This window comes from Stappia sediminis, assembly GCF_009826895.1.
Classification (GTDB): domain Bacteria; phylum Pseudomonadota; class Alphaproteobacteria; order Rhizobiales; family Stappiaceae; genus Hongsoonwoonella; species Hongsoonwoonella sediminis.
Genome location: NZ_WUMV01000004.1, coordinates 26,338 through 49,140 on the forward strand (window position 1 = coordinate 26,338; position 22,803 = coordinate 49,140).

Below are 22,803 nucleotides of genomic sequence, written 5' to 3' on the forward strand. Positions count from 1 at the left end.
AACAATCACGACTGGAAATTGTGGGCTGGCGGGAAAAATGCTTAGGTCTATCGCTTTTATCATGTGCTTGCTTACCGTTTTGACGGCCGGCGCATCAACCGGTGCGATGGCCGCTGAATGGGTGATCAAGAAGGCAACGGGAAGGGTCTTTCTCGTATCGCCCGAAGTCGCGGCTTTCCGCGCAAAACGGGGAATGGTGCTGGAGCCCGGCTTCACCCTTGCAACCCAGGGAAATGGCCGCGCAATCCTTGCTCGGGGGGATGAGCGTATCCTTGTCGGGCCGGACACCGCCTTCGCCCTGTCCAAATACCAGTCCACCGACACCAAGACCACGCTGCTTCAGCGCAACGGAGAAATATCTGTCGATGTCGAGACACGAGGCGTACCGCATTTCAAGGTGGAAACGCCTTATCTGGCCGCTGTGGTGAAGGGAACGAGGTTCACGGTGTCAGTCGGGCAAAGACAAGCGGCCGTAGAAGTCGACCGGGGCGTTGTCGAGGTAAGCGATCTTGCGACAGGCGATGTTGCGGCAGTTCGTGCCGGCCAACGCGCCGGCAGCGCCACCGCGTCGACGCCAGGTCTTTCTCTCTCCGGAAAGGGACCGAAATCTTCTGTCCGAAAAGGGCGTGCGCAAAGCCCCTCCTTCGCCGCAGGCGCATCTCTTCACGCCGCCCAGGTCGAGGACATGGCTTCGGCCGGCTACACTGCGAGAGGGAACCGCAAGTCGAATTCCGCAGGCTACGACCCAAGAGGCAATGCAGACGGCAATGGAAATGCGGGTCTGGGGAATGGCAACCGTAAAGGCAAAGGAAATGGGAACGGAAAAGGCAACGGTAAAGGCAACGGCGGTCGCGGTGGCGGCGGCGGCGACGATTGATGAAAAAAAGAGTAGCCCTGCGCTCCCTGGCAGCCTGCGTCGGCTTGCTGGCAGCCGTTATCTGGCTTGAAGCCGCGGGCTTTCTTCGCCCGCTTGATGCCTTTCTTGCGGAAAACCGTTTCAAGTACTCCTCGCGCGCTCCTTCGGGCGATATCGCTTTCATCGATATCGATGCGCGCAGTCTTCAGGAAATCGGCGTCTGGCCCTGGCCACGCCGCTTCTACGCAGACCTGATCGCGCGCCTCGACAAGATGCAGGTTGCCGAGATCGCGTTCGATATCGACTTCAGCACCAGGTCCGACCCCGAAAATGACGCGGTTTTCGCCAAGAGCATCGCCGATGCCGGCAGCACGATCGTTCTTGCCGCGTTTCAGCAAAAGGCGAGCGGGAACGAGCTGGATCACGCCCTTGTTTTCAACAGGCCCATTCCGGAGCTGGAGGAACATGCCTGGCTTGCCGAAGTCAATGTTTCGCTTGAGCCAGACGGGCGTGTCTGGAAGGGACATTTCGGACGAAAAATCGACGGCGAACCGGTTCCTTCCATGGCGGCTTTTCTGGCCGGCAACAGCCTTTCGCTTGGCCCGGATTTCACGATCGATTTCGGCATAGATCCCGCCGCGATCGACCGGGTTTCCTTCGTGGATGTGGTTGGCGGCAAGGTACCGGCGGTGCGATTGGCCGGAAAAAGGGTCGTCGTCGGGGCGAGCGCGCTGGAACTTCGCGACCTCTTCCCGGTGCCGGTGCATGGGATCCTGCCGGGAAGCCTTCTTCAGGTCCTGGCTGCGGAATCGATTTCGCAGCAACGCACGCTGCACGATACGGGTTTGCTGCCGCAACTTGCCGCACTCGTGCTTGCGGCGGGGCTCCTTCTCGCTATCAGACGTCAGCCGCTGCGGTCCCGGTTAAGCGCGATTGCTATCCTGGCAATCGGCATTGAAGCTGGCGCGGCCGCGCTGCAACGGTATTACCCTTTTAGCGTCAGCACATCCGCATGGCTGACCGGGCTTGGCTTGCTGGCCTTTTATCTCGTTTTCCGGGAGTTCGGCATCAAACGGCTCAGGCTGCTTGCCGCACAGCTCCAGACCCGCAATACCCGCACCGTCCTGAACCGGGTCATCGAAGACAATTCGGCCGGAATTCTGGTGGTCGACCGGAGGGAAACGATCATAACTGCAAGCAACGCCGCGATCGGGATCCTCGCCGTTTCGGATCGCAAGCTCAGTGGAAAACACATCGCGGATGCCTTGCCCGAAGGCTTGGCGGACGCGGTAAGGCAGTGTCTGCGTTCTCCGGACGCAGGCAGCATGTCGGGAGAGGTCACACTGCAGCATCCCGGAGGAGAACGGCGGGTCCTAGAATATGTCGCGACACCTTCCACGCTGGCGGAGATCGCAGATACGCGAACGCAACGAAATCACATCGCCTGCCTGACGTTCAACGATGTCACCGAGAAACGGCTTGCCGAAGACCGACTGAAATATCTCGCCCGTTTCGATCCGGTATCCGGCGCCATGACGCGCAGCGCGTTCCTTGAGGCTGTCGCGACAAGCGGAAGATCGCCGGCTGGTTCGCCCCCTTTGGGACTTGCCCTGTTTGCCGTCGAGCTGGACGGTTTCGAGACGACTGGCGCAACACTCGGCCATATTTATACCGACTTGCTGGTAGCTGCAGCGGCAAGGCGGCTGAAAGATAATGTTCCGGGCGGTGAATTATCCCATCTGGGAGCAGGAACCTTCGCATTGTTCGCGCCGTCAAATGACGGGGCGGAGGCGGCGGACCGACTGGCCGGCGAAATCATCGATTGCCTGAGCACGATATTCGACCTCAAGGGCAATCATGTCCTCGTGGGCGCCAACGTCGGCGTCACGTTTTCCGCTGCCGACGAAGCCGATGCGGATGTCATGCTGCGTCAGGGCCAAGCCGCGCTTTCGAAAGCCAAGCGCGCGGGCATCAACCGCTGGGCGAAATTCAAACCGGGTATGGAATTCGAATTCATCCGCCGGCGTATGCTTGAACTCGACCTGAGGCGCGCCATCGATCGTGAGGAACTTTCTCTCGTCTACCAGCCTCAATTCGCGCTGGCCGACGGCTCGCTCGCCGGGGTCGAAGCGCTCATGCGCTGGGATCATCCGCATCTTGGCATGATCCCGCCAACGGAATTCATCGCCATCGCCGAGGAATGCGGACTGGTGGAGGAGATCGGCCGCTGGTCGATCCGCCGGGCCTGCGAAGACGCCGCCGGCTGGAGTGCGCCCTTACGCCTTGCCGTGAATATATCCCCGCCTCAGTTCCAGGATCCGCATCTTTTGCGGGAAATCCGCGATACCCTCGCGCGAACCGGCTTCCCGGCGGAGCGGCTTGATCTTGAAATCACGGAATCGCTCTTTCTGGAATCAAGCCGCAAACTCCTTCAAACCATGGGAGAGTTACGCGACATGGGCATCGGCCTCGTCCTCGACGACTTCGGCACGGGGTATGCCTCGCTCGGTTACGTTGCCCGCTTTCCCATCGCAAAGATCAAGATCGACAAGATTTTCATCGATCCCATCACGGAAGACAGGAAATCGGCGGCGATCGTCCGCACAATCGCCGAACTGGCCCGCGAACTCGGCATGTCGACAGTTGCCGAAGGCATCGAAACGCCGGAACAGCGCATGGCTGTCGAAGCGGCCGGGGTCGGGATCGCGCAAGGTTACCTCTTCGCCAGGCCACGGCCCGCGCGGGAAATCGCCGCGGAATTTGATACGCAAGTAGCGCGGGCGCGAGCATAAGGGCCGCGAAGATGCTTGCTACCGATGCGGGAATCCGTAACCATCGGGGCTGACTGTCGTTCTCCTCCCCTTGCTTGATGGCACAGCCACGCTCTGCTGCGGCAACCATATTTCAGGCAATTCATCCGCTGGCAGCGTTTCATGACACGCATCAGAAATCCACAACGGTTTTCCGCCCGCATTTCTCGCGAGCGATTGGCGGTTTCAACGTTTTTTCTCATCAACGGCTTCGTCGTGGGGAGTTGGGCACCGAAGATTCCCGGACTTGCCGCTCGGCTCTCGATTTCCGAGGGCGTGCTTGGGCTGATGATCCTCGCCTTCGGCATAGGCTCCTTGACCATGATGCCGGTCATGGGGCCGTTGATCGCGCGTTTCGGCTCCGCAAGGCCCGCGAAATTCGCCGCTCTCGCATTGTCGCCGACGCTCCTTTGGTTGACGCTGGCGCCTGATATTCCGCTTGCGGCGGCGGCCCTGTTCCTGCTCGGCGGCTTCGTCGGGGCGATGGACATCGCGATGAATGCCAATGCGGTGGCGGCGGAGCAGCACCTTCGCCGCGCGATCATGTCGTCCTGCCACGGTTTCTGGAGCCTCGGCGGCTTTATCGGCGCAACCGGCGGCGGTCTGATGATCGAAGCCGCAGGGCCGCTGTGGCACGCCATGGCGGTCACGATGATTGCGGGCGCACTGACGCTTGCCGTCTGGCCGCTCGTCTTCGAAGACAAGCCGCTCGAAAATTCGGCCAGGCATCCGGTTCGCCTGCCGCAATCGCTGCTTCCCTATCTCGTTGGCCTGATGGCGCTCTTTTCCATGGTGCCGGAAGGTGCCGTGCTCGATTGGGGCGCCCTTTACCTTAAACAGGCTTTCGGAGCCGACATAGCAACATCCGCGCTCGCCTTCGGCGCGTTCGCCGCCGCAATGGCGACGACACGATTTGCGGGCGACACGTTGCGCAATCGTTTCGGCGCGGTTTCAACATTGCGCATCTCGGCGCTGATCGCCTTTGCCGGGCTTTTATCGGCAGCTCTTGCCCCCCATCCCGCACTTGCTATCGCCGGCTTCGCGTTAAGCGGCATCGGTATAGCCAATATGGCGCCGATCCTCTTTTCGGCGGCCGGAAACCTGCCTGGCCTCGCGCCGGGCATCGGGCTCTCCCTTGTCACCTCCATGGGCTACTCCGGCCTTCTCGCCGCTCCGCCCGCAGTCGGCTTTGTTGCGGAAAGCACGGGTTTCAAGGTTGTATTCGCGGCGTTGGCCTTTCTCCTTCTCGCGATTTTCGCCAGGGCGGAAGTCGCTCGTCACGCCGATATGCGGTAGCCCGAAAAGGCGTGAAACATCAGTTCCTTGCATCCACCGGCCCATCGGGCGTCAGTTCGATGCCGGTCAACCGGCGGTCGAGATGCTTTGCCCGCCACGCGAGAAGCTTTTCCGCATACCGCAGGCGTACCGTTAGGTAAGCGGGATCCTCCGCAACGTTTCGCGTCTCATCCGGATCTTCGGCAAGATCGAAAAGCACCGGCGGCAGCCCCGCGAAATGCGCGTATTTGACGCTTTCATCGCGGATAACAGCCATGTTGCAGGCGTCGAGATCGAGGTCGAGCCTTCTCTGCGCGGTTCCTTCCGCGACCTCGCGAAAATCATATTCCCAGTGCACCGCATCGCGCCAGTCGAGCGGCCCGTCACTGTCGAGGAAGGGCGTAAGGGAGCGCCCGTCGAGCCAATTGATCGGCCTGGCGCCTATCATGTCGAGCAGCGTCGGCATGATGTCGATCGATTCCGAAAAGGCGTCGATCTTGCGGCCATGGGTGCCCGGTTTGCGCGGATCGCGGACGATGAGCGGGATATGGAAGCTTTGATCGTAGAAGCCGAGCTTCGAGAATAGCTTGTGATCGCCCATCATCTCTCCATGGTCGGAAGTCAGCACGATGATGGTGTTTTCCCAATCGCCTGAAGCTTTCAATACGGCGATTAACCGTCCGATCTGCGCATCGACCTCGGAGACCATGCCCCAATATGTCGCGCGTATCTGACGACGCGCCGCCTCGTCCCAATCCGCGACCATGCCGCGGGCGCCCCGGACGAAATCGCACTTTTCCTGCTTTTCCATCGCATATTTCAGGAAAGGATGCAGTTCTCCGTCCCCCGACGGCGACTTCGCTCCGCGAAAGTCGGGCCCGTCGCTCGGGTCGTACATGGATGCATAGGGTTCGGGCACGATGAAAGGCGGATGCGGGCGGATGAAGCTCAAGTGCGCAAACCACGGCTTTCCAATATCGAGGCCGGAACCGCGCTCCGACAACCAGCGTGAAAATTCGTCGACGAGAAAGGCCGTCTCGGTTTCTTCCGCCGAATAGATTGGCGGCTTGCCGGAGGGCGGATCCGCTTTCCCATCGGCAGGCAGCCATGCGTCCTGCTTCGGCGTCGGCAGGGCCCTGCCCCTCGCCTCCAGCCATGAAAGCCATGGCCCATGGTCTTCCGGCACGCGCACCCGCACGCTCATTCCGGGCAAGATGCCCTCATACGTCCTGAGCCATGGATCGTCACCGGATACGGTGCGCGGGTCGACGGATTGATCCGTATAGCCGAAAAGCGTGGGGTCGTAGCCCGCACGCCTCGCCGCCAGCGCGATCGTATCGTGTCTTGCGTCGAGCGGAGTTCCGTTGCGCACCACCCGCGTCGTCATTTGGTACAGGCCGGTATAGAGGCAGGCTCTCGCCGGCGCACAAGGTGCCGCCTGACAATAGTGACGTGAGAAGTAGACCCCCTCGCCCGCGAGCGCGTCGATATTCGGTGTCCTGACAACCGGGTGACCTGCAATTCCCAGACAATCGCCACGCCACTGGTCGGCTGTGATCAGGAGAACGTTCGGCTTCATCGGCTGCCAGCCTTTCCCAGCGCTTGGACACCTGCTCCGAACGTTCGTCAAAGCATTCAAATCACGCTTTGGCGCCGATAATCGGGCTCGCGGAGATTTTCAAGGATTCGCGCCGCATGCAAGCGGTGAACGCTGCGTCGAATGGACGTTATGTTTTCCGGGTATATCTAATCGGGAAGATATTCATTTCGCGGCAAATTCCGCGACGCCGGAGGATGAGATATGACCTGGATGCCTGGAAACGACCCCATCCCGGGAGACGCGGGCGCTTGCGATGTTATCGATACGCTTATCGTGCCGCGTGCGCGCGACCTTGGCGGCTTCGAAGTGCGGCGCGCCCTGCCTTCGGCAAAGCGGCAGATGGTTGGCCCGTTCATCTTCTTCGACCAGATGGGCCCGGCGGAGTTTCTCGAAACCGGCGGCATCGACGTTCGCCCGCATCCGCATATCGGGCTTGCGACCGTGACCTATCTTTTCGACGGCGAGATCCACCACCGCGACAGCCTCGGCTCCGATCAGGTCATCAGGCCTGGCGAACTCAACTGGATGACTGCCGGCAACGGCATCGTTCATTCGGAGCGCGAGGATGCGGCGCGCAAGAAGACGAAGCGCAAGATCTTCGGCATACAGAGTTGGGTGGCCCTGCCGAAGCATATGGAAGAGACGGCCCCCGCCTTCGAGCATCACGGGTTGCATGCCCTGCCCGTCGTTTCCGACGGCGCAGCGGAGGCGCGCGTGATCGCCGGCGAGCTTTACGGGGCGCGGGCCCCGGTTTCGACCGCCAGCGAGACGATCTATGCCGATATCACGCTGAATGCCGGCGGACGAATGCCGATTGACGCCACGCACGAAGAACGCGCGGTCTATACCGTCGACGGCGAGATCGAAATTTCCGGCGACAAATTCGGCCCCGGCCAGCTTCTCGTCTTCAAGCCCGGCGACACAATCACGGTCAAGGCCGATGCGCCCGCGCGCTTCCTGCTCCTCGGCGGCGAGCCGATGGACGGCCCGCGCTACATCTGGTGGAACTTCGTCTCCTCGTCAAAAGAGCGGATCGACCAGGCGAAGGAAGACTGGAAGCAGATGCGTTTCGACACCGTTCCGGGTGATGCGGAGGACTTCATACCACTGCCGAATAAGTAGTCTCCGGCAGTTCGAGACCTGAACGGCGTCCGGGCTCGCTCGGACGCCGTGCCTCCATATCAACCTCCCCCAAGCCGTTCTCATACCCTTGCCATATACAATACATTCAAATAATCATATTTTATAATTTCTCGGGAGAAAGTCATGACCGATAGCCTGAAGCTTACCCGGCGCGCATTCGCCAAAGGCATGGCCGCATTTGGCGCGGCCGGAGCGATTTCACCGGTCCTCCCTCTTCCGGCCTTCGCGCGAGAAACGCTTACGCTCGGTGAAGCAACCGTAGAGACGTTAAGCGACGGCCATCTGGTCCTGCCCATTGATTTCCAGTATGGCGACGCGCCGAAGCAGGAGCTGGAAACGCTTTTGAAAGCGCACGGCCTTCCAACCGCAACCTCCGAACCGGATTGCAATCTCACGCTCTTTCGCGATGGCGAGCGCACCGTGCTTTTCGATGCCGGCTCGGGTTCCCGCTTCATGTCGTCTGCGGGCAAGGCGATGGATGCCTTCGACGAGATCGGGCTCGATCCGTCGGAGGTGACCCACGTCGTTTTCACCCACGCCCACCCCGATCACATCTGGGGCATTCTGGACGACTTCGACGACGTGGTGTTTCCGGATGCGGAACTGATGATCTCGAGCGCCGAATGGGACTATTGGTGGGACCCGGCAACCGTCGACACGCTGCCTGAAGCCCGCAAGCCCTTCGCGGTCGGCGCCAAACGCTCGCTTGAAGCGATTGAGGATCGGGTAACCCGCTTCAAGCCAGGAGACGAAATCCTTCCCGGCGTTCTGGCACTTGATACCAATGGCCATACGCCTGGGCACATATCCTTCGAAATCGCGCAAGGTGGGGACAGTGTATTGGTGCTGGGCGACGCCATCACGCATGCCTTCATCTCCTTTGAGCATCCGCAGTGGCCGAATGGCGCCGATCACGACGCCGAACAGGGCATCGCCATGCGCAAGCTTCTGCTGGACAAGCTGGCTCTTGAGAAGACCCGCATTATCGGTTTTCACTTGCCTTTTCCCGGCTTCGGCCGCGTGGCGAAGTCCGGCACCGCATATCGCTATGTGGCCGACACGCAATAAATCCGTCGAGTGACGTCATTTTGTGCTGAAACGCGTTCAAAGCTCCTCCATACAGGAGGGTATGCAGCAACGGGTGACGGCAAAACTGGCCGATGATTGATCTGGGTGTATTCGGCGGCTTGTTCGCTGTCTCCTTCGCTGCTGCGACGATCTTTCCCGCTCAGTCGGAAATCGCGCTGACCGGGCTGATCGCGACGACGGCCTATTCGACGGTGCTGCTCGTCATCGTCGCAAGCATCGGCAATACGCTGGGTTCGGTGGTGAATTGGATCCTCGGGCGCGGCGTGGAGCGATTTCGCCAGAAGCGCTGGTTTCCCGTGTCCGAAAAGATGCTTGACCGCGCCAGTGGCTGGTACCACCGCTGGGGCCGCTGGAGCCTGTTGATGAGCTGGGCTCCCTTCATCGGAGATCCATTGACCCTTGCCGCAGGCGTGCTGCGCGAACCGCTTTGGAGTTTCCTCGTCCTTGTGACCATTGCCAAAACGGTCCGCTACATCATCGTCGCCATGGCGACCCTTAGCGTCATCTAGAGCGCTTTCCACGAAAGCGGGATCGCTTTCGTGACAAGAATTCGCTCCGGAATCAATATCTTGAACATATTCCGCATTCGTGGAAAACGTTCTAAATTGTTGCCGTTTCTGTCTGCGCGGACGCGGAAAGCCGGTCGGATGATGGCAGATACCGCATGAGACGGTCGGTCACTCCCGCCGAAAGCCACATGGCAAGAAGCGCGACCCATGCCGTCAGCGACAGGACCGAGCCGCCGGTTATCCCCGCTCCGACGGCACAACCTCCGGCAAGCATTCCGCCAAACCCCATCAGTATGGCTCCGGCGAGATAGCGCGCCATGCCGGTTTCCGGCGAAAAGCTCTGGATCCTGAACGTGCCGGATGTCGCGGCAGCAAGCGCGGAGCCGGCAAAGACGCCGGGCACAAGGCCGATACCAAAGCTGAGAGGCAGGTCGGGCGTATTGATAAGCGCCATAAGAGTATCGGCCGAGGGACCTGTAAACGTGATGCTTTCGACGGGCACCGGGTCGAAGGCAACCGCAGAAAGAGCAGAGGTAAACGCCCAACCTGCGGCAACGCTCAAGCCCACGATCGCGCCGAAGACAAGCTTCGATGTCGGCATTTTGCGGGAAAACGCGATAACGATTGCCAGCACGACGATGGCAAGACCCGTGAGTTCACCTGAAAACGTCGGCAACTGTGCTGAGAGGTTTCGCGTTGCGGGATCGACGATCCACCAGCGTGAGATTTCCTCCCGCAAAGGCGAAAGTGCCCCCGTCAAAGAGGCCTGAGCGACGACCGTCAGCAGAAGCCCGGTCACGAGCGCGCGCATGTTGCCGGTGGCGGAAAGGACCAGCAGGCGGCTTGCACAGCCGCGCGCCAGAATCATGCCTGTTCCAAACAACATCCCGCCGACAACCGCGCCCGACATGGAGCCCGCGTTCGAGAGCTGGCGCACGGAAGCCTCGTCCAGCATGTCGTTGCGAACGAGAAGCTGGACGGCAAGCAGTGCCGAGCCGAAAACGGCCAGCCAGACTGGAAACCGTGGCCCGTTCCTAAAATTCCAGAACTCGATCGTCGCTGCCCTCAGGCAGAAATCGGACCGTTGTGCGGCGAAGCCGAACATCGACCCGACCGCGAGCCCGCCTATTGCAGCCTTGGCCGTATCCGAAATCAGATCGGAGGTTAGAAAGGCTTCCACGCCGTAGTTCCTTGCATGCCGTCACATTCAAACATACGCATATTATTCGACGCTGCAGCGCCCCGATTTGTCCAAAATCAAAGCGGGACGTTTTTTCCCTTATTCTTTCATCTGAGGATGACGCCAAGTCTGAATCGGAACTGACGATATGTGTAAGTTCAATTCGGCTTTTCCGGAGGATTTCCCGAAGGATGCCCGACAAAGAACCGCTTGACCGCCGGCCTTTCGAAATCGCCATCCCGCAAAGCCTGCGCGCGCCCGTATCAGGAGCGGTGCCAGAGCGGAAGAATAATATCCTTGAGCGGTTCCAGAACCGAGCCTCGCACAAGTATATGCAGGCCCAGGTAAGCGCCGATGAAGATCGACACGAGCGCCACCGGCGCCGACCAGGCAAGCATGGAGGCCGCAGACACGCCCTGCCCTATTGTGCAGCCCAGCGCCGTTACGCTGCCGAATCCCATGAGCATTCCGCCCATGATCTGCCGGCGCATTTCACGCGCATCGTCGCAGGCCTCCCAACGGAAATAACGCTGGACGAGCGCCGTGACCGCAGCCCCCGCCAAGACGCCGAAGACGGCTCCGATGCCGAATTTCAGCGTCGCGCCGCTCATCACCATCACATACATGATCGCTTCGCCGAGAGGCGCGGAGAACGTGAAGGACTCAAGCGGATAGCTTTCGAAGTCGTTGGGCGCGAGATACCCCGTCACGAACCAGCCGAACGTGACCACCGCCCCGACCAGAAGGCCGGAGGCGATCAGGCGCCGCCGTGCGCGGAACATCGGATTTGCCAGGCAGACGACGGCAAGGACTACGGCAAAAAGCAGCGCCCACAGGTGGATGGGGCCACCGAATACGCCGGAGGCCGAATGGGCGAAGCTTGCCGGCACTTCGCGCGGGCCCGGGTCCGGAAAGGCGGCAACCCTGAGATAAGCGCCCGCACCGCGCACCGTGGCATAGGCAGTTATGCCCATCACGAGAAAGGTTACGACGGACTTGAGATCGCCCCCGCCGATCCGCGCCAGGGTGCCGAAGCCGCACGTTCCGACGAACGCCATGCCTATGCCGAACATCAAACCGCCAACGATGGTGGCGAGCACCGTTACCGGAGAGGCGATGTAGAAGGACTGCGAAACATCGATGAAACCGAAAAAATCGAGGCCATAGGTACCGGCGATGGCCACCGCGATTGCCAGCCCCCACATCCTGAGCCGTGAAGTATCGGCCCCGAAACAGGCGTCCTCGATCGCGCCCAGCGTGCAGAAGCGGCCCCAGCGGGCAGCGAATCCCAACAGGCAGCCGCCAGCGAACCCGCCCAGCGCCGCTATCGTTCCGGGCGACCATTCTTCCATTGGCCCCTCCCATTCAATATTTCGATTGTGTGAAAACCTAGGGAGAAAAATACGCAACGGCAAGATCGTTCGAATACCGATCGTCTACGAGTTCGAACTGCCGGCGGCGAATGACGTGCAACGGACATCCATACACGTACCAATGAATTATGGCGGCTTACTTCGCGCAGAACATGCTGTAGATCACGCGGATCATTTCGCGGGCGCGATCGTCCGCCAGCGAATAATAGATGGTCTTGCCCTCGCGCCGGGTCTTGACGATCCCTTCAAGCCTCAGCCTTGCCAATTGCTGGGAAACGGCTGCCTGGCGTGCGGAGAGCATCTCCTCGAACTCCGTAACCGAGCATTCGCCTTCTGCCAGACGGCAGAGAATGATCAGGCGTCCCTCATGAGCAAGGGCCTTCAAGAAGTCGGTCGCTTCTTTCGCGCTGGTGATCATCTCGTCAATGTCGCGCGAGGCCGCGCCCTGCTCTTTTACGGTCGTATCTGTCATGGGACGTTCAACACATTCGGTTACGAGGCTTCGTCTCCCTTGTTTAGTGCGTCTTGCACCATTTGGCCAAGCAGGCCCCAGAAAAAATCTTCGCCGGGGTAGCCCTGGATCCTGCCGATTTCCTTTCCATCGTCCAGCAATACGAAAGTCGGCGTGTAGAAGCCTTTCGAAACCGCCTTCAGGTCAACGGGCACGCGTGTGTGAATATCGACGCGGCGAAGCGGGAACCTTTTTCCCTCTTCCGTCTTCGGGTAGATCGGACCGATTTCCTTGTGCCATACGGCGCACCAGTGGCATCCCGCCTGCTCGAACATGACGAGTTCCGCAGCCTTTGCGGGCATGGCAAGCAAGATCGCGAACAGCGAAAATGCGCTGATCAGCCTGCCAATCACCATTGCATGCCCTCCGTAGAAGTCTCGATGAATTCCATGATTGTCCTACCACGTTCCCGTGATATATAAAAACAAATTATAATATGTGAATGTATTAGGAGGAAACGTGACGTGGACCTGTCCGTGACATGGGCGGGCGCGCTTCTGGCGGGGCTGATTTCCTTCGCCTCACCGTGCGTGCTCCCGCTGGTTCCGCCGTATCTATGCTTTCTTGCCGGCGTCAGCTTGCAGACATTAACCGGCGAAGAAGGCGGCGACGTCCACTCCGGGCGGATCGTTGCATCGGCGATCGCCTTCGTCCTCGGCTTTTCCGCCGTCTTTGTCAGCCTTGGCGCCAGCGCGTCGCTGATCGGATCCTTCGTGGTCGATCATCTGACGGAGCTTGGCTATGTGGCGGGCGCGATCATCCTGATCCTCGGCCTGCATTTCCTCGGGGTCTTCAGGATTGGTATCCTGTCGCGCGAGGCCCGTTTCCAGACGAAGGAAAAACCGGTCGGCCTGATCGGCGCGTTCGTCGTCGGTCTGGCCTTCGCCTTTGGCTGGACGCCGTGCGTCGGGCCTGTGCTTGCCGCTATTTTGTTTGTCGCCGCGGGTGAAGCGGAAGCGTTCAAGGGCGCTTCCCTCCTTTTCGCCTATTCGCTCGGCATCGGCATTCCCTTCATCGTCGCGGCCCTTTTCGCCGGACCCTTCATGAACGTCATGAAGCGCTTCCGCCGTCACATGGGCATGGTCGAGAAGGTGATGGGAGGCGCACTCGTTCTTACCGGCCTTCTTTTCCTCACCGGCTCGATGCAGACGATGTCCTACCTGCTTCTGGAATATTTCCCCGACCTTGGAACGCTTGGATGAGTTCGCAAAAGGAGTGAGACATGCGATTGACAGCTCTGTTCGCCGGCGCATTCATCGCCATGACTTCAGTCGTGATCGCCGCAGAAATCGGCGAGGATGGCCTGCACAAGGAACCATGGTTCTCCACAACCTTCAAGGATGTCGGCGAAGACATCCAGGCGGCGAAGGATGCGGGTAAGCGGCTTGCCATCATCTTCGAGCAGCGCGGCTGTGCCTATTGCAGGAAAATGCATGAAGAGGTCTTCAGCGACCCGACGATCGCGGATTTCATCTCCGAAAACTACATGGTCGTTCAATACAATCTTTTCGGCGACGAAGAAGTTATCGACGTAGACGGAGAAGAACTTTCCGAAAAGACGGCCGCACGTAGATGGCGCGTCGTCTATACGCCTACCATCCTGTTCATGCCGGAAGAGGTGCCCGAGGATACGGATGCCGGTGCCGCGGCCGTATCGGTCATGCCCGGCGCCTTCGGCAAAGGCACGACGCTGCACATGTTCCAGTGGGTGAAGGAACGCGGCTACGAGGGCGAAGAGCATTTCCAGAAGTACCATGCCCGCAAGCTTGAGGAAATGCAGGCCGACGGAAAAACAGGCGAATAATCAAAGGCTTCACAAGCAGTGATCCTGGCAAGATCGCCCCGTATTTCGCACTGCAATATATTTACTTATTCATATTCTTGAATTTTTGATTGTATTCAGTAGCGCGATGCAGTTACCTTGGGTCAAAACAAGACGATCAATGTCTCGTGGAGGAAAATGATGAGGGTAAGGCCGACGTTCGCACTATGCGCGGCGACATTCCTGGCAGGCGGCATCCTTTCGGCAGGTGCCGCGGAGATCGCTCCGGACGAAGTCGTCTTCAAGGACGACATCGAAGTGATGGACAGCCTGACCGGCCAGCCGGGCGACCCTGCGAACGGCCGCGAAGTCTTCGCGGACCGCAAGCTCGGCAACTGTCTGGCCTGCCACGCAAACAGCGACATGTCCGAACTCCCCTTTCACGGAGACGTCGGGCCGGTGATTGACGGCGTAGCATCGCGTTACGAGCCGTCGCAACTTCGCGCCATTGTCGTCAACTCCAAGAATGTCTTCGGGCCCGAGACCATCATGCCGTCCTTCTACCGGCTGGAGAATGGTGCGCGGCCCATGGAGGAGTTTCAGGGCAAGACGATCCTTAGTGCCCAGCAGGTCGAGGATGTGGTCGCGTATCTTACGACCCTGAGCGACTGAACCCGCTGCGATTTGAAAAACGGAGAACAGTTATGGAGCTGAACAGACGCCAGATCATGGCGCTCGCGGCAGGTTCCGCCGCATTCGCCGCGACGACGTCGCTTTCGTTTCCCGTCCTTGCGGCCAATGACGCCCAGGACATTATCAACGCATTCACAGGCGGCGCGGAAGCCGGCGAAGGAGCGCTCACTCTCGACGCGCCCGAGATCGCCGAGAACGGCAACACCGTGCCGATCGAGGTGACCGTCGACAGCCCGATGAGCGAAGACGACTACGTCGAAGCGGTGCTCATCGTCGCGGATGGAAACCCGAATGCCTCTGTCGCCACCTTCCATTTCACGCCGATGAGTGGCGAGGCGCTCGCCTCCACCCGCATCCGCCTCGCCAAGACGCAGGACGTGATCGCGGTCGCAAAGATGAGCAACGGCACCTTCGCGATGGACCGCAAAACGGTGAAGGTCACCATCGGCGGCTGCGGCGGCTGATTTTTTCAGGAGAATTCGAATGGCAAACGTGAAACCCCGCGTGAAGGTCCCGAAGTCGGCCAATGCCGGCGAGGTCATCACCATCAAGACGTTGATCAGCCACCCGATGGAGTCCGGCCAACGCAGGGACAAAGAGGGCAACCTGATCCCGCGCCAGATCATCAACAGCTTCAAGTGCGAGTTCAACGGCACGCCGGTCTTTTCCTGCGATATCGAGCCGGCGGTCTCCTCCAATCCCTACTTCGAGTTCAAGGCCAGGGTGCCGGAAAGCGGCGAGTTCAAGTTCACCTGGGTCGACGACGACGGTTCCGTCTACGAGGAAACGAAGAAGATCGAGGTGAAGTGAACCGCGGGCTTTTGGCTTGCCGGTTCGATCGGGAGGAAACGATGCCGTTCAAGGTCTTGAAGAATATCGCACTGCTATCGGGCGCCGCCCTAGCCCTGTCGGGCGCTGCGGCGGCCGATCCGGACGACAACAAACTCATTATCGATGGTGAGGAAATCGCCACCGATGCGGCAGCGCCGGAGGGAAGCCCCTTCGACCGGCTTTATTCCGGCTGGCGCTTCCGCACGTCCGAAACCCAGGATCTTCAGGCGGATGACTTTGAAAATCCGGGCTTTGCCGCGATCACACTGGGCGAGGAGCTGTGGGACACTGTCGAAGGTTCGGAAGGCAAATCCTGTGCGTCCTGTCACGGCGATGTGTCGGAAGGCATGAAGGGCGTGCGCGCCAACATGCCGAAATGGTCGGAAGCCGCCGGCAAGCCGCAGACGTTGGAAAACCATATCAACACCTGCCGGACCGATCGCATGGGTGCGGATGCCTGGAAATGGGAATCCGAGGAAATGCTGGCGATGACGGCGCTGGTCGGCCTTCAGTCGCGCGGCATGCCGACAAGCGTCCAGACGGACGGCCCGATGCAGGAGTGGTGGGAAAAGGGCAAGGATCTCTACTACACCCGCGTCGGCCAGCTCGACATGGCCTGTGCCAATTGCCATGAGGCGAATTTCGGCAAGATGATCCGGGCCGACCATCTTTCCCAGGGTCAAATCAACGGCTTTCCCGTTTACCGCCTGAAATGGGGCGGGCTCGGCTCGATCCACCGCCGTTTCAAGGGCTGCATGGAAAACGTCCGCGCCGAGCCCTTCAAACGCGGTTCGGATGAATTCATCGCGCTCGAACTCTATGTCGCTTCCCGCGGCGAAGGCCTGTCGGTCGAAACGCCGTCGGTCCGAAACTGAAGCGACGACGCCCGGCCGGCGCGGACGGGGTCGGCCGGGTATCGCCTCTTGCAAGAACAGAACCGTATTCCCGCGGCTGAAGCTTCCGCCGTGCGGGAACGATATTCCTGATTGGGAGCCGAACATGATTTCCAGGCGCGAGTTCCTGCAGGCGTCGGTAGCCGCGAGTGCCATTCTCGGGCTTGGCGGAACGGGCAAGTTCGCGGCGTTCGCCGCAACTCAGTCGATGACGCAGGACCAGCTTCTCGACTTTGAGGATTTCGGCAACGTCACCCTCGTCCACATCACCGATATCCACGCGCAGGTGAAGCCGATCTACTTCCGCGAACCGTCGATCAACCTTGGCGTGGGTGAAGCGGCGGGCAAGCCGCCGCATGTGACGGGAGCGGATTTCCTCAGGCTCTACAATATCGAGCCCGGCTCGCCGGAGGCTTATGCCCTGACCTCGGAAGATTTCACGGCACTTGCCGGCACCTACGGCCGCATGGGCGGGCTCGACCGGGTAGCAACGGTCGTCAAGGCGATCCGTGCCGCGCGCGGCGATAACATGCTGCTGCTTGACGGCGGCGACACCTGGCAGGGCTCCTATGTCTCGCACCACACCAATGGCGGCGACATGGTCGAGCTCATGAACCTGCTCAGGCCCGACGCGATGACGGCGCACTGGGAGTTCACCTACGGTGAGGATAGGGTACGCGAGATCGTCGACGAGCTTCCCTTCGCCTTCCTCGGCTCCAATATCTTCGATGCGGAATGGGACGAGCCGGCCTACGAACACACGAAGATGTTCGAGCGTGGCGGCGTCAAGGTTGCCGTTATCGGCCAGGCCTTCCCCTATCTGCCGATCGCAAATCCCGGCTGGATGTTCCCTTCCCTCTCCTTCGGCATCCGTGAAGAGGTGCTGCAAGAGAATGTGGATGCCGCGCGGGCGGAAGGTGCGGAGCTTGTCGTGCTTCTCTCCCACAACGGCTTCGACGTGGACCGAAAGCTTGCGGGCCGCATCTCCGGCGTGGACGTCATCCTGACCGGGCACACGCATGATGCATTGCCCGAGCCGGTCGTCGTCGGCGATACCTTGCTGATCGCTTCCGGGTCCAACGGCAAGTTCGTATCGCGTCTCGATCTCGATGTGCGCGACGGCGGCCTGAAGGGCTATCAATACCGGCTCATTCCGATCTTTTCGGATGTGATTTCGCCGGACGCGGAAATGACGGCGGCGATCGATGCGACGCGCGAGCCGCACAAGGCCGAGCTCGAGCGGGTTCTGGGCACCACCGAAAGCCTTCTTTATCGGCGCGGAAATTTCAACGGCACCTTCGACGATCTGATCTGCCAGGCGCTGTTGCAGGAGCGCGAGGCCGATATCGCGCTGTCCCCCGGTTTCCGTTGGGGAACATCCCTCCTCCCGGGCCAGGACATCACCGTGGAGGATGTCTTCAACGCGACCGGCATGACCTATCCGAACGCCTATCGCTCGGAAATGTCCGGCAAGCTCCTGAAGGACATTCTCGAAGACGTCGCCGACAACCTCTTCAACACCGACCCCTATTACCAGCAGGGCGGCGATATGGTCCGCGTCGGCGGCATGGGTTACCGGATCGACACTTACAAGCCGATCGGCAGCCGCATTTCGGAAATGACGCTCCTGAAGACGGGCGAGGCTATCGACCCGGCGAAAAACTACGTCGTCGCCGGCTGGGCCAGCGTGAACGAGGAAACCGAGGGGCCGGCCATCTGGGATGTCGTCGAAAGCTACATCACGCGTGTCGGCACGGTCTCGCTAGAGGAAAACCAGTCGGTGAAGATCGTCCAGTCCTGAGGAAAAGGACAAGAAGGTTCAGGCATATTCTTTACATTCACAAAAACGAATGTAATGATATGTTCAAAGGTCTGGGAGTGAACGTCCATGACGAAGAATGACGAGACGCTGCGCGCGCCCTCCCGCCGCGGCTTCCTGAAATCCGGCATCGCCATAGGCGGCGCTCTTGCCGCCGCCCCTCTTGCCGCGCGTGCTGCCGCGGCAGAGGGCGATCCGGCGATCCTGGAGAAGAAGGACTGGAACCAATATCTGGGCGACGGGGTGGATGCACGGCCATATGGTCACCCTTCCGAATTCGAGGCGGATGTCGTGCGCCGCAATGTCGCGTGGCTTACCGCCGATCCGGTGTCTTCGGTGAATTTCACGCCGCTTCATCAGCTTGACGGCATCATCACGCCGAACGGACTTTGCTTCGAGCGTCACCACGCGGGCATCGCCGAGGTCGACCCGGCCGAACATCGCCTTATGATCAACGGGCTGGTGGATCGCGAACTCGTCTTCACCATGCAGGATCTGATGCGCTTTCCGCGCGAAAACCGGGTCTATTTCCTCGAATGCGCAGCCAATTCCGGCATGGAGTGGCGCGGCGCGCAGCTCAACGGCTGTCAGTTCACCCACGGCATGATTCACAACGTCATGTACACGGGCGTGCCGCTGAAATACCTGCTGGAGGAGGCCGGTCTCAAGACCAATGCGAAGTGGCTCCTGCCGGAAGGGGCGGATGCCGCCGGCATGACGCGCTCGGTCCCGCTTCAAAAGGCCCTCGATGACTGTCTCGTCGCCTTCAAGATGAACGGCGAGGCGCTTCGTCCCGAGCAGGGGTATCCAATCCGTCTGGCTGTTCCCGGCTGGGAAGGCAACATGTGGGTCAAGTGGCTGCGCCGGATCGAGGTCGGCGACGAGCCCTGGCACCACCGCGAGGAAACGTCGAAATACACCGACCTCATGGCGAACGGAAAGGCACGCCGCTTCACCTGGGAAATGGATGTGAAGTCGGTGATCACCAACCCTTCGCCGCAAGCGCCGATCCTGCATGACAAGGGGTTCACCGTGCTCACCGGTCTCGCCTGGTCGGGACGCGGGTCGATTACCCGCGTCGACGTATCGCTCGACGGCGGGCGCAACTGGCGCCCTGCCCGCATCGACGGACCGAGCTTCGATAAATCCGCGCACCGGTTCTACTACGAGTTCGACTGGGACGGCTCGCCTCTGCTGCTTCAGTCCCGCGCAATTGATTCCGAAGGCATTGTCCAGCCGACGAAGGATGCCCTTCGCGCGGTGCGCGGCACGAACTCCATCTACCACAACAACGGTATCCAGACCTGGCACGTGAAGTCCGGCGGGGAGGTCGAAAATGTCGAAGTCTCTTAAGCTCACCTCCCTTCTGGCCGCAGCGGCGATCGGCGTGACCACGGCCCAGGCCGGCGAAAAGTTCGGTATTGGCCGTGAAGCGACGAAGGATGAAGTCGCCGCATGGGATATCGACGTTCGCCCGGACGGCACGGGCCTGCCGGATGGCAGCGGCACGGTTGCCGACGGCGAGGAGATCTTCGCCGAGCGCTGCGCCGTCTGCCATGGCGACTTCGGCGAGGGCGTGGATCGCTGGCCGGTGCTCGCGGGCGGTCAGGACACGCTTTCCAGCGACCGTCCCGTGAAGACGATCGGCTCCTACTGGCCTTATCTTTCGACCGTTTACGATTATATCAACCGTGCCATGCCCTTCGGCGAGGCGCAGTCGCTCACGCCTGACGAGGTTTACGCGATCACCGCTTACCTTCTCTACATGAACGACGTCGTCACCGATGACGAATTCGAACTGTCGAAGGAAAACTTCACGGACATCCATTTGCCGAACGAAGAGAACTTCTTCGAGGACCCACGGCCTGACACGGCAACGTTGAAGGATGGCGAGCCTTGCATGTCCGGCTGCAAGGAGAAGGTGGAGATCACCATGCGCGCGCGCGTGCTGGACGTGACGCCGGATACCGAAGACGACGAAAGTGGCGCAGGCAGCATCGATTGAGGCCCTGATCAGCTTTCGAACCTATGGGCGCTCGATGTCCTCCCTGACCAGCCCATCCAGATCCTGAATCGAAATGCGAGCGAACTTGCCCGGCAGACGGTCAGCCTGCCGGGCTTTTTTTCGGTCTGAATGCCGGTATTCCGCGGTCGACCCGCAGCAAAGTTATTCCTTCGGCGTCTCGCGCCCGCACTTTTCCCATTCCCCGCCCTTTTCCCATTCAAAGGGCGAAAAGTCGTCCCCCCTCGCGGAGCCGGCGCCGTCCGGGAAATCGATCACCACGTTCAGCCGGACGACATCCGTGCCGTCGTTGACGAGATCGGAACGCTCGCGGCGCACCTTTATCTCGGCGCCGCGGATGCTCATTTCAGCCGACCCCGCCCTGGAAATCGCATCGTAGAGCGATTGCGGCCATTCCCATCCGTATCGTCCCGCCACCTGATCCAGCACATCCCGTGTGGCGGCCTTGATCTCGCCAAGGGTGTCCGGGTTGTCCCCGTTCATCTTGATCCTGAGAAAATCGAGGCGATCTTCGGCCCCGCCGCGCAGGTTCACGAAGATCGTGCTTTGCTTTGCCTCGCCATTTTCCTCGCCAACTGCGATCAGATCGCTGGAACACTGCCAGCCGCCCTCCTTGAGCGGATCCGGCGTCCAGGCCGACATCGGCACGCCGACCCGGTTGAACGCGGAACAAAGGTCGCGCGGGTGTCCGCCGTAGACGAGCTTGAACAAATCCGGCCTGTCGGGCACCGGATCCGTCAGCCGGCTTCGTGTATCTTCGGGCAGTCCCCCCAGCGGATCGGCGGCCTGGGGCGCGCGATCCTCCTCAAGCGCGCTCGTCTGCGGCTCCACTGCGCCGTCTTCGCGCAAAAACCACCAGCCTATGCTGGCAGTCCCGGCGACGGCGGCGACGAGTGCAGCGGCAACAGCCGTCAGTCGCACCCGATTCACGGCCTTTGCGATTTTCGCAGGATTCGCCGTTTCGTCGGAAGTCTCATCGCTTCTCATGATCTCGTCGTAGCTGACGTAGCGCCTTACTTAAACCCTTTAAAAGCGCACATTCTTCTTCCTCGCCATTCACGAATGGCGTTGGCATTGGCGGCCAAATCGGTGCACCATTGCGTTAGAACAATCAAATCAAGGCCGTGCGGTTCTGGAGGGCGCATGCTCGAGGCGCTGGACAAGCGCATAGAGGACAAGCGTGAGGAGATCGTTGCGTTGACGCAGGATCTCATCCGCTTTCCCACGATCAACCCCCCGGGTGATGCCTACCAGCCCTGCGCGGAGTTTATCGGCGCACGGCTCAAGCGGCGCGGCTTCGAAGTCAGCTTCATCCGGGGCGAGGACACGCCAGGCGACAGCGCCCGTTACCCGCGCATGAATGTCGTTGCCCGGCGCGAGGGTGGTCGTCCAGGTCCATGCATTCACTTCAATTCGCATATCGATGTGGTCGAAACCGGCCATGGCTGGACGGTCGATCCGTTCGCCGGCATCGTGCGCGACGGCAAGGTATTCGGGCGCGGCGCCTGCGATATGAAGGGCGGCCTGGCCGCCTCCATCATCGCCGTCGAGGCGTTGCTGGAACTGAAGCCCGACTATCCTGGCGCGATCGAAATCTCCGGCACGGTGGATGAGGAATCCGGCGGTCTCGGCGGTGTCGGATATCTGGCGGGGAAGGGATATTTCTCAAGGCCGCGCGTCGACCATGTGATCATTCCCGAACCGCTGAACAAGGAGCGCATCTGCCTCGGTCATCGCGGCGTCTGGTGGGCGGAGATCGAGACGCATGGCTCCATCGCCCACGGGTCGATGCCCTTCCTCGGCGATTGCGCGGTCCGCCATATGGGCGCGGTGATGGACCGCTTCGAGCGCGAGCTCTTCCCCCGTCTTGCGGCGAAGCATACAGACATGCCGGTCGTGCCGGCAGGCGCGCGCTCCTCCACCCTCAATATAAACTCCATCCACGGCGGCCAGCCCGAAGGTTTCGACGGACTGCCCTCCCCTTGCGTTCCCGACAGTTGCCGGATGGTGATCGACCGCCGCTTCCTGATCGAGGAAGAGCTTGACGAGGTGAAGGCCGAGGTGACCGCGATCCTGGAGAGCCTGAAGGCGGAGCGCGGGCGATTCAGCTACTCGATCCGCGATCTTCTGGAAGTGCTTCCCACGATGACGGATCGCGAAGCGCCGGTTGTCCGGGCGGTAGCGGCGGGCATCGAGGACGTGCTTTCGCGCGAGCCGGATTATGTTATCTCGCCAGGCACTTACGATCAGAAGCATATCGCCCGCATCGGCCATCTGCATGATTGTATCGCCTATGGCCCGGGCATCCTGGACATAGCCCACCGCCCGGACGAATTCGTCGGCATCGACGATATGCTCGACAGCGCCAAGGTCATGGCGCGCGCCACGCTGGCGCTCCTGTCTCCTCACCAGACCCCATAAGCCGAATAATACGAG

Annotated in this window: 22 protein-coding genes; 16 read left to right on the forward strand and 6 right to left on the reverse strand. The window is 60.6% G+C overall.

Annotation, left to right across the window (positions count from 1 at the left end):
- Nucleotides 1–37: 37 nt before the first annotated feature.
- The 3 genes from GR183_RS11895 (at nucleotide 38) to GR183_RS11905 (ending at nucleotide 4,962) form a co-directional block, all read left to right on the forward strand.
- Entirely contained in the window at nucleotides 38–877 is an 840-nt protein-coding gene (locus GR183_RS11895) for a FecR domain-containing protein (protein WP_208999837.1), read from the forward strand.
- A complete protein-coding gene (locus GR183_RS11900; RefSeq protein WP_160775866.1) occupies nucleotides 877–3,648 on the forward strand; it encodes an EAL domain-containing protein in 2,772 nt (923 codons plus the stop codon). The genes GR183_RS11895 and GR183_RS11900 overlap by 1 nt, the downstream gene beginning before the upstream one ends.
- A gap of 141 nt (nucleotides 3,649–3,789) precedes the next feature.
- Entirely contained in the window at nucleotides 3,790–4,962 is a 1,173-nt protein-coding gene (locus GR183_RS11905; protein WP_160775867.1) for an MFS transporter, read from the forward strand.
- Between the two features lie 19 nt (nucleotides 4,963–4,981).
- Here GR183_RS11905 and GR183_RS11910 read toward each other — a convergent pair whose 3' ends face one another.
- The gene (locus GR183_RS11910; RefSeq protein WP_160775868.1) at nucleotides 4,982–6,520 is read right to left on the reverse strand and encodes an alkaline phosphatase family protein; all 1,539 of its coding nucleotides are present in this window, start codon (nucleotides 6,518–6,520) and stop codon (nucleotides 4,982–4,984) included.
- A 222-nt stretch (nucleotides 6,521–6,742) separates the two neighbouring features.
- On the opposite strand from GR183_RS11910, the gene GR183_RS11915 reads away from it, so the two are divergent.
- The 3 genes from GR183_RS11915 (at nucleotide 6,743) to GR183_RS11925 (ending at nucleotide 9,282) form a co-directional block, all read left to right on the forward strand.
- Complete coding sequence (locus GR183_RS11915) at nucleotides 6,743–7,663, forward strand: pirin family protein (RefSeq protein ID WP_160775869.1); 921 nt, start codon at nucleotides 6,743–6,745, stop codon at nucleotides 7,661–7,663.
- A gap of 144 nt (nucleotides 7,664–7,807) precedes the next feature.
- Complete coding sequence (locus tag GR183_RS11920) at nucleotides 7,808–8,752, forward strand: MBL fold metallo-hydrolase (RefSeq protein ID WP_160775870.1); 945 nt, start codon at nucleotides 7,808–7,810, stop codon at nucleotides 8,750–8,752.
- Between the two features lie 92 nt (nucleotides 8,753–8,844).
- Nucleotides 8,845–9,282, forward strand: a complete 438-nt coding sequence (locus GR183_RS11925; RefSeq protein WP_160775871.1) for a YqaA family protein — start codon at nucleotides 8,845–8,847, stop codon at nucleotides 9,280–9,282.
- Nucleotides 9,283–9,373: 91 nt separating this feature from the next.
- Here the strand turns inward: GR183_RS11925 and GR183_RS11930 are convergent, their stop codons facing one another.
- From GR183_RS11930 to GR183_RS11945, 4 genes are all read right to left on the reverse strand, one after another.
- Nucleotides 9,374–10,462, reverse strand: coding sequence for a YeeE/YedE family protein (locus tag GR183_RS11930; protein WP_312846823.1), 1,089 nt, complete (start codon nucleotides 10,460–10,462; stop codon nucleotides 9,374–9,376).
- Between the two features lie 263 nt (nucleotides 10,463–10,725).
- Complete coding sequence (locus GR183_RS11935; protein WP_160775872.1) at nucleotides 10,726–11,814, reverse strand: YeeE/YedE family protein; 1,089 nt, start codon at nucleotides 11,812–11,814, stop codon at nucleotides 10,726–10,728.
- Between the two features lie 157 nt (nucleotides 11,815–11,971).
- Nucleotides 11,972–12,253: an ArsR/SmtB family transcription factor gene (locus GR183_RS11940; RefSeq protein ID WP_376765765.1), complete on the reverse strand. Its 282-nt coding sequence runs from the start codon at nucleotides 12,251–12,253 to the stop codon at nucleotides 11,972–11,974.
- A gap of 74 nt (nucleotides 12,254–12,327) precedes the next feature.
- The gene (locus GR183_RS11945; protein WP_160775874.1) at nucleotides 12,328–12,702 is read right to left on the reverse strand and encodes a thioredoxin domain-containing protein; all 375 of its coding nucleotides are present in this window, start codon (nucleotides 12,700–12,702) and stop codon (nucleotides 12,328–12,330) included.
- A 108-nt stretch (nucleotides 12,703–12,810) separates the two neighbouring features.
- On the opposite strand from GR183_RS11945, the gene GR183_RS11950 reads away from it, so the two are divergent.
- The 9 genes from GR183_RS11950 (at nucleotide 12,811) to GR183_RS11990 (ending at nucleotide 20,349) form a co-directional block, all read left to right on the forward strand.
- A complete protein-coding gene (locus GR183_RS11950) occupies nucleotides 12,811–13,548 on the forward strand; it encodes a cytochrome c biogenesis CcdA family protein (protein WP_160775875.1) in 738 nt (245 codons plus the stop codon).
- 20 nt (nucleotides 13,549–13,568) lie between these two features.
- Nucleotides 13,569–14,150, forward strand: coding sequence for a thioredoxin family protein (locus GR183_RS11955; protein ID WP_160775876.1), 582 nt, complete (start codon nucleotides 13,569–13,571; stop codon nucleotides 14,148–14,150).
- A 159-nt stretch (nucleotides 14,151–14,309) separates the two neighbouring features.
- Nucleotides 14,310–14,780, forward strand: a complete 471-nt coding sequence (soxX, locus tag GR183_RS11960; protein WP_160775877.1) for a sulfur oxidation c-type cytochrome SoxX — start codon at nucleotides 14,310–14,312, stop codon at nucleotides 14,778–14,780.
- 32 nt (nucleotides 14,781–14,812) lie between these two features.
- Entirely contained in the window at nucleotides 14,813–15,265 is a 453-nt protein-coding gene (gene soxY, locus GR183_RS11965) for a thiosulfate oxidation carrier protein SoxY (RefSeq protein ID WP_160775878.1), read from the forward strand.
- 19 nt (nucleotides 15,266–15,284) lie between these two features.
- The gene (gene soxZ / locus GR183_RS11970; protein WP_160775879.1) at nucleotides 15,285–15,611 is read left to right on the forward strand and encodes a thiosulfate oxidation carrier complex protein SoxZ; all 327 of its coding nucleotides are present in this window, start codon (nucleotides 15,285–15,287) and stop codon (nucleotides 15,609–15,611) included.
- Nucleotides 15,612–15,652: 41 nt separating this feature from the next.
- Nucleotides 15,653–16,507: a sulfur oxidation c-type cytochrome SoxA gene (gene soxA / locus GR183_RS11975; protein WP_160775880.1), complete on the forward strand. Its 855-nt coding sequence runs from the start codon at nucleotides 15,653–15,655 to the stop codon at nucleotides 16,505–16,507.
- A gap of 124 nt (nucleotides 16,508–16,631) precedes the next feature.
- Nucleotides 16,632–18,326, forward strand: a complete 1,695-nt coding sequence (gene soxB / locus GR183_RS11980; RefSeq protein WP_160775881.1) for a thiosulfohydrolase SoxB — start codon at nucleotides 16,632–16,634, stop codon at nucleotides 18,324–18,326.
- An 87-nt stretch (nucleotides 18,327–18,413) separates the two neighbouring features.
- The gene (gene soxC, locus GR183_RS11985) at nucleotides 18,414–19,697 is read left to right on the forward strand and encodes a sulfite dehydrogenase (RefSeq protein WP_160775882.1); all 1,284 of its coding nucleotides are present in this window, start codon (nucleotides 18,414–18,416) and stop codon (nucleotides 19,695–19,697) included.
- Nucleotides 19,681–20,349, forward strand: a complete 669-nt coding sequence (locus tag GR183_RS11990) for a c-type cytochrome (protein WP_160775883.1) — start codon at nucleotides 19,681–19,683, stop codon at nucleotides 20,347–20,349. Before soxC ends, GR183_RS11990 begins: the two co-directional genes overlap by 17 nt.
- Nucleotides 20,350–20,511: 162 nt before the next feature.
- Here the strand turns inward: GR183_RS11990 and GR183_RS11995 are convergent, their stop codons facing one another.
- Nucleotides 20,512–21,354, reverse strand: a complete 843-nt coding sequence (locus GR183_RS11995) for a DUF6030 family protein (RefSeq protein WP_160775884.1) — start codon at nucleotides 21,352–21,354, stop codon at nucleotides 20,512–20,514.
- A 156-nt stretch (nucleotides 21,355–21,510) separates the two neighbouring features.
- Here GR183_RS11995 and GR183_RS12000 point away from each other — a divergent pair, with 156 nt between their 5' ends.
- A complete protein-coding gene (locus GR183_RS12000) occupies nucleotides 21,511–22,788 on the forward strand; it encodes an acetylornithine deacetylase/succinyl-diaminopimelate desuccinylase family protein (RefSeq protein WP_160775885.1) in 1,278 nt (425 codons plus the stop codon).
- The last annotated feature ends 15 nt before the right edge of the window (nucleotides 22,789–22,803 follow it).

What these genes read in the sequence shown, in the direction of transcription:
- GR183_RS11915 (WP_160775869.1), top strand. Translation starts at nt 6,743, where the DNA reads ATGACCTGGATGCCTGGAAACGACCCCATCCCGGGAGACGCGGGCGCT.
- GR183_RS11920 (WP_160775870.1), top strand. Translation starts at nt 7,808, where the DNA reads ATGACCGATAGCCTGAAGCTTACCCGGCGCGCATTCGCCAAAGGCATG.
- soxX (WP_160775877.1), top strand. Translation starts at nt 14,310, where the DNA reads ATGAGGGTAAGGCCGACGTTCGCACTATGCGCGGCGACATTCCTGGCA.
- GR183_RS11955 (WP_160775876.1), top strand. Translation starts at nt 13,569, where the DNA reads ATGCGATTGACAGCTCTGTTCGCCGGCGCATTCATCGCCATGACTTCA.
- soxY (WP_160775878.1), top strand. Translation starts at nt 14,813, where the DNA reads ATGGAGCTGAACAGACGCCAGATCATGGCGCTCGCGGCAGGTTCCGCC.
- GR183_RS12000 (WP_160775885.1), top strand. Translation starts at nt 21,511, where the DNA reads ATGCTCGAGGCGCTGGACAAGCGCATAGAGGACAAGCGTGAGGAGATC.
- GR183_RS11940 (WP_376765765.1), bottom strand. Translation starts at nt 12,253, where the DNA reads ATGATCACCAGCGCGAAAGAAGCGACCGACTTCTTGAAGGCCCTTGCT.
- GR183_RS11910 (WP_160775868.1), bottom strand. Translation starts at nt 6,520, where the DNA reads ATGAAGCCGAACGTTCTCCTGATCACAGCCGACCAGTGGCGTGGCGAT.
- GR183_RS11995 (WP_160775884.1), bottom strand. Translation starts at nt 21,354, where the DNA reads ATGAGAAGCGATGAGACTTCCGACGAAACGGCGAATCCTGCGAAAATC.
- GR183_RS11905 (WP_160775867.1), top strand. Translation starts at nt 3,790, where the DNA reads ATGACACGCATCAGAAATCCACAACGGTTTTCCGCCCGCATTTCTCGC.
- soxC (WP_160775882.1), top strand. Translation starts at nt 18,414, where the DNA reads ATGACGAAGAATGACGAGACGCTGCGCGCGCCCTCCCGCCGCGGCTTC.
- soxA (WP_160775880.1), top strand. Translation starts at nt 15,653, where the DNA reads ATGCCGTTCAAGGTCTTGAAGAATATCGCACTGCTATCGGGCGCCGCC.
- GR183_RS11925 (WP_160775871.1), top strand. Translation starts at nt 8,845, where the DNA reads ATGATTGATCTGGGTGTATTCGGCGGCTTGTTCGCTGTCTCCTTCGCT.
- GR183_RS11935 (WP_160775872.1), bottom strand. Translation starts at nt 11,814, where the DNA reads ATGGAAGAATGGTCGCCCGGAACGATAGCGGCGCTGGGCGGGTTCGCT.
- GR183_RS11945 (WP_160775874.1), bottom strand. Translation starts at nt 12,702, where the DNA reads ATGGTGATTGGCAGGCTGATCAGCGCATTTTCGCTGTTCGCGATCTTG.
- GR183_RS11895 (WP_208999837.1), top strand. Translation starts at nt 38, where the DNA reads ATGCTTAGGTCTATCGCTTTTATCATGTGCTTGCTTACCGTTTTGACG.
- soxB (WP_160775881.1), top strand. Translation starts at nt 16,632, where the DNA reads ATGATTTCCAGGCGCGAGTTCCTGCAGGCGTCGGTAGCCGCGAGTGCC.
- soxZ (WP_160775879.1), top strand. Translation starts at nt 15,285, where the DNA reads ATGGCAAACGTGAAACCCCGCGTGAAGGTCCCGAAGTCGGCCAATGCC.
- GR183_RS11900 (WP_160775866.1), top strand. Translation starts at nt 877, where the DNA reads ATGAAAAAAAGAGTAGCCCTGCGCTCCCTGGCAGCCTGCGTCGGCTTG.
- GR183_RS11990 (WP_160775883.1), top strand. Translation starts at nt 19,681, where the DNA reads ATGTCGAAGTCTCTTAAGCTCACCTCCCTTCTGGCCGCAGCGGCGATC.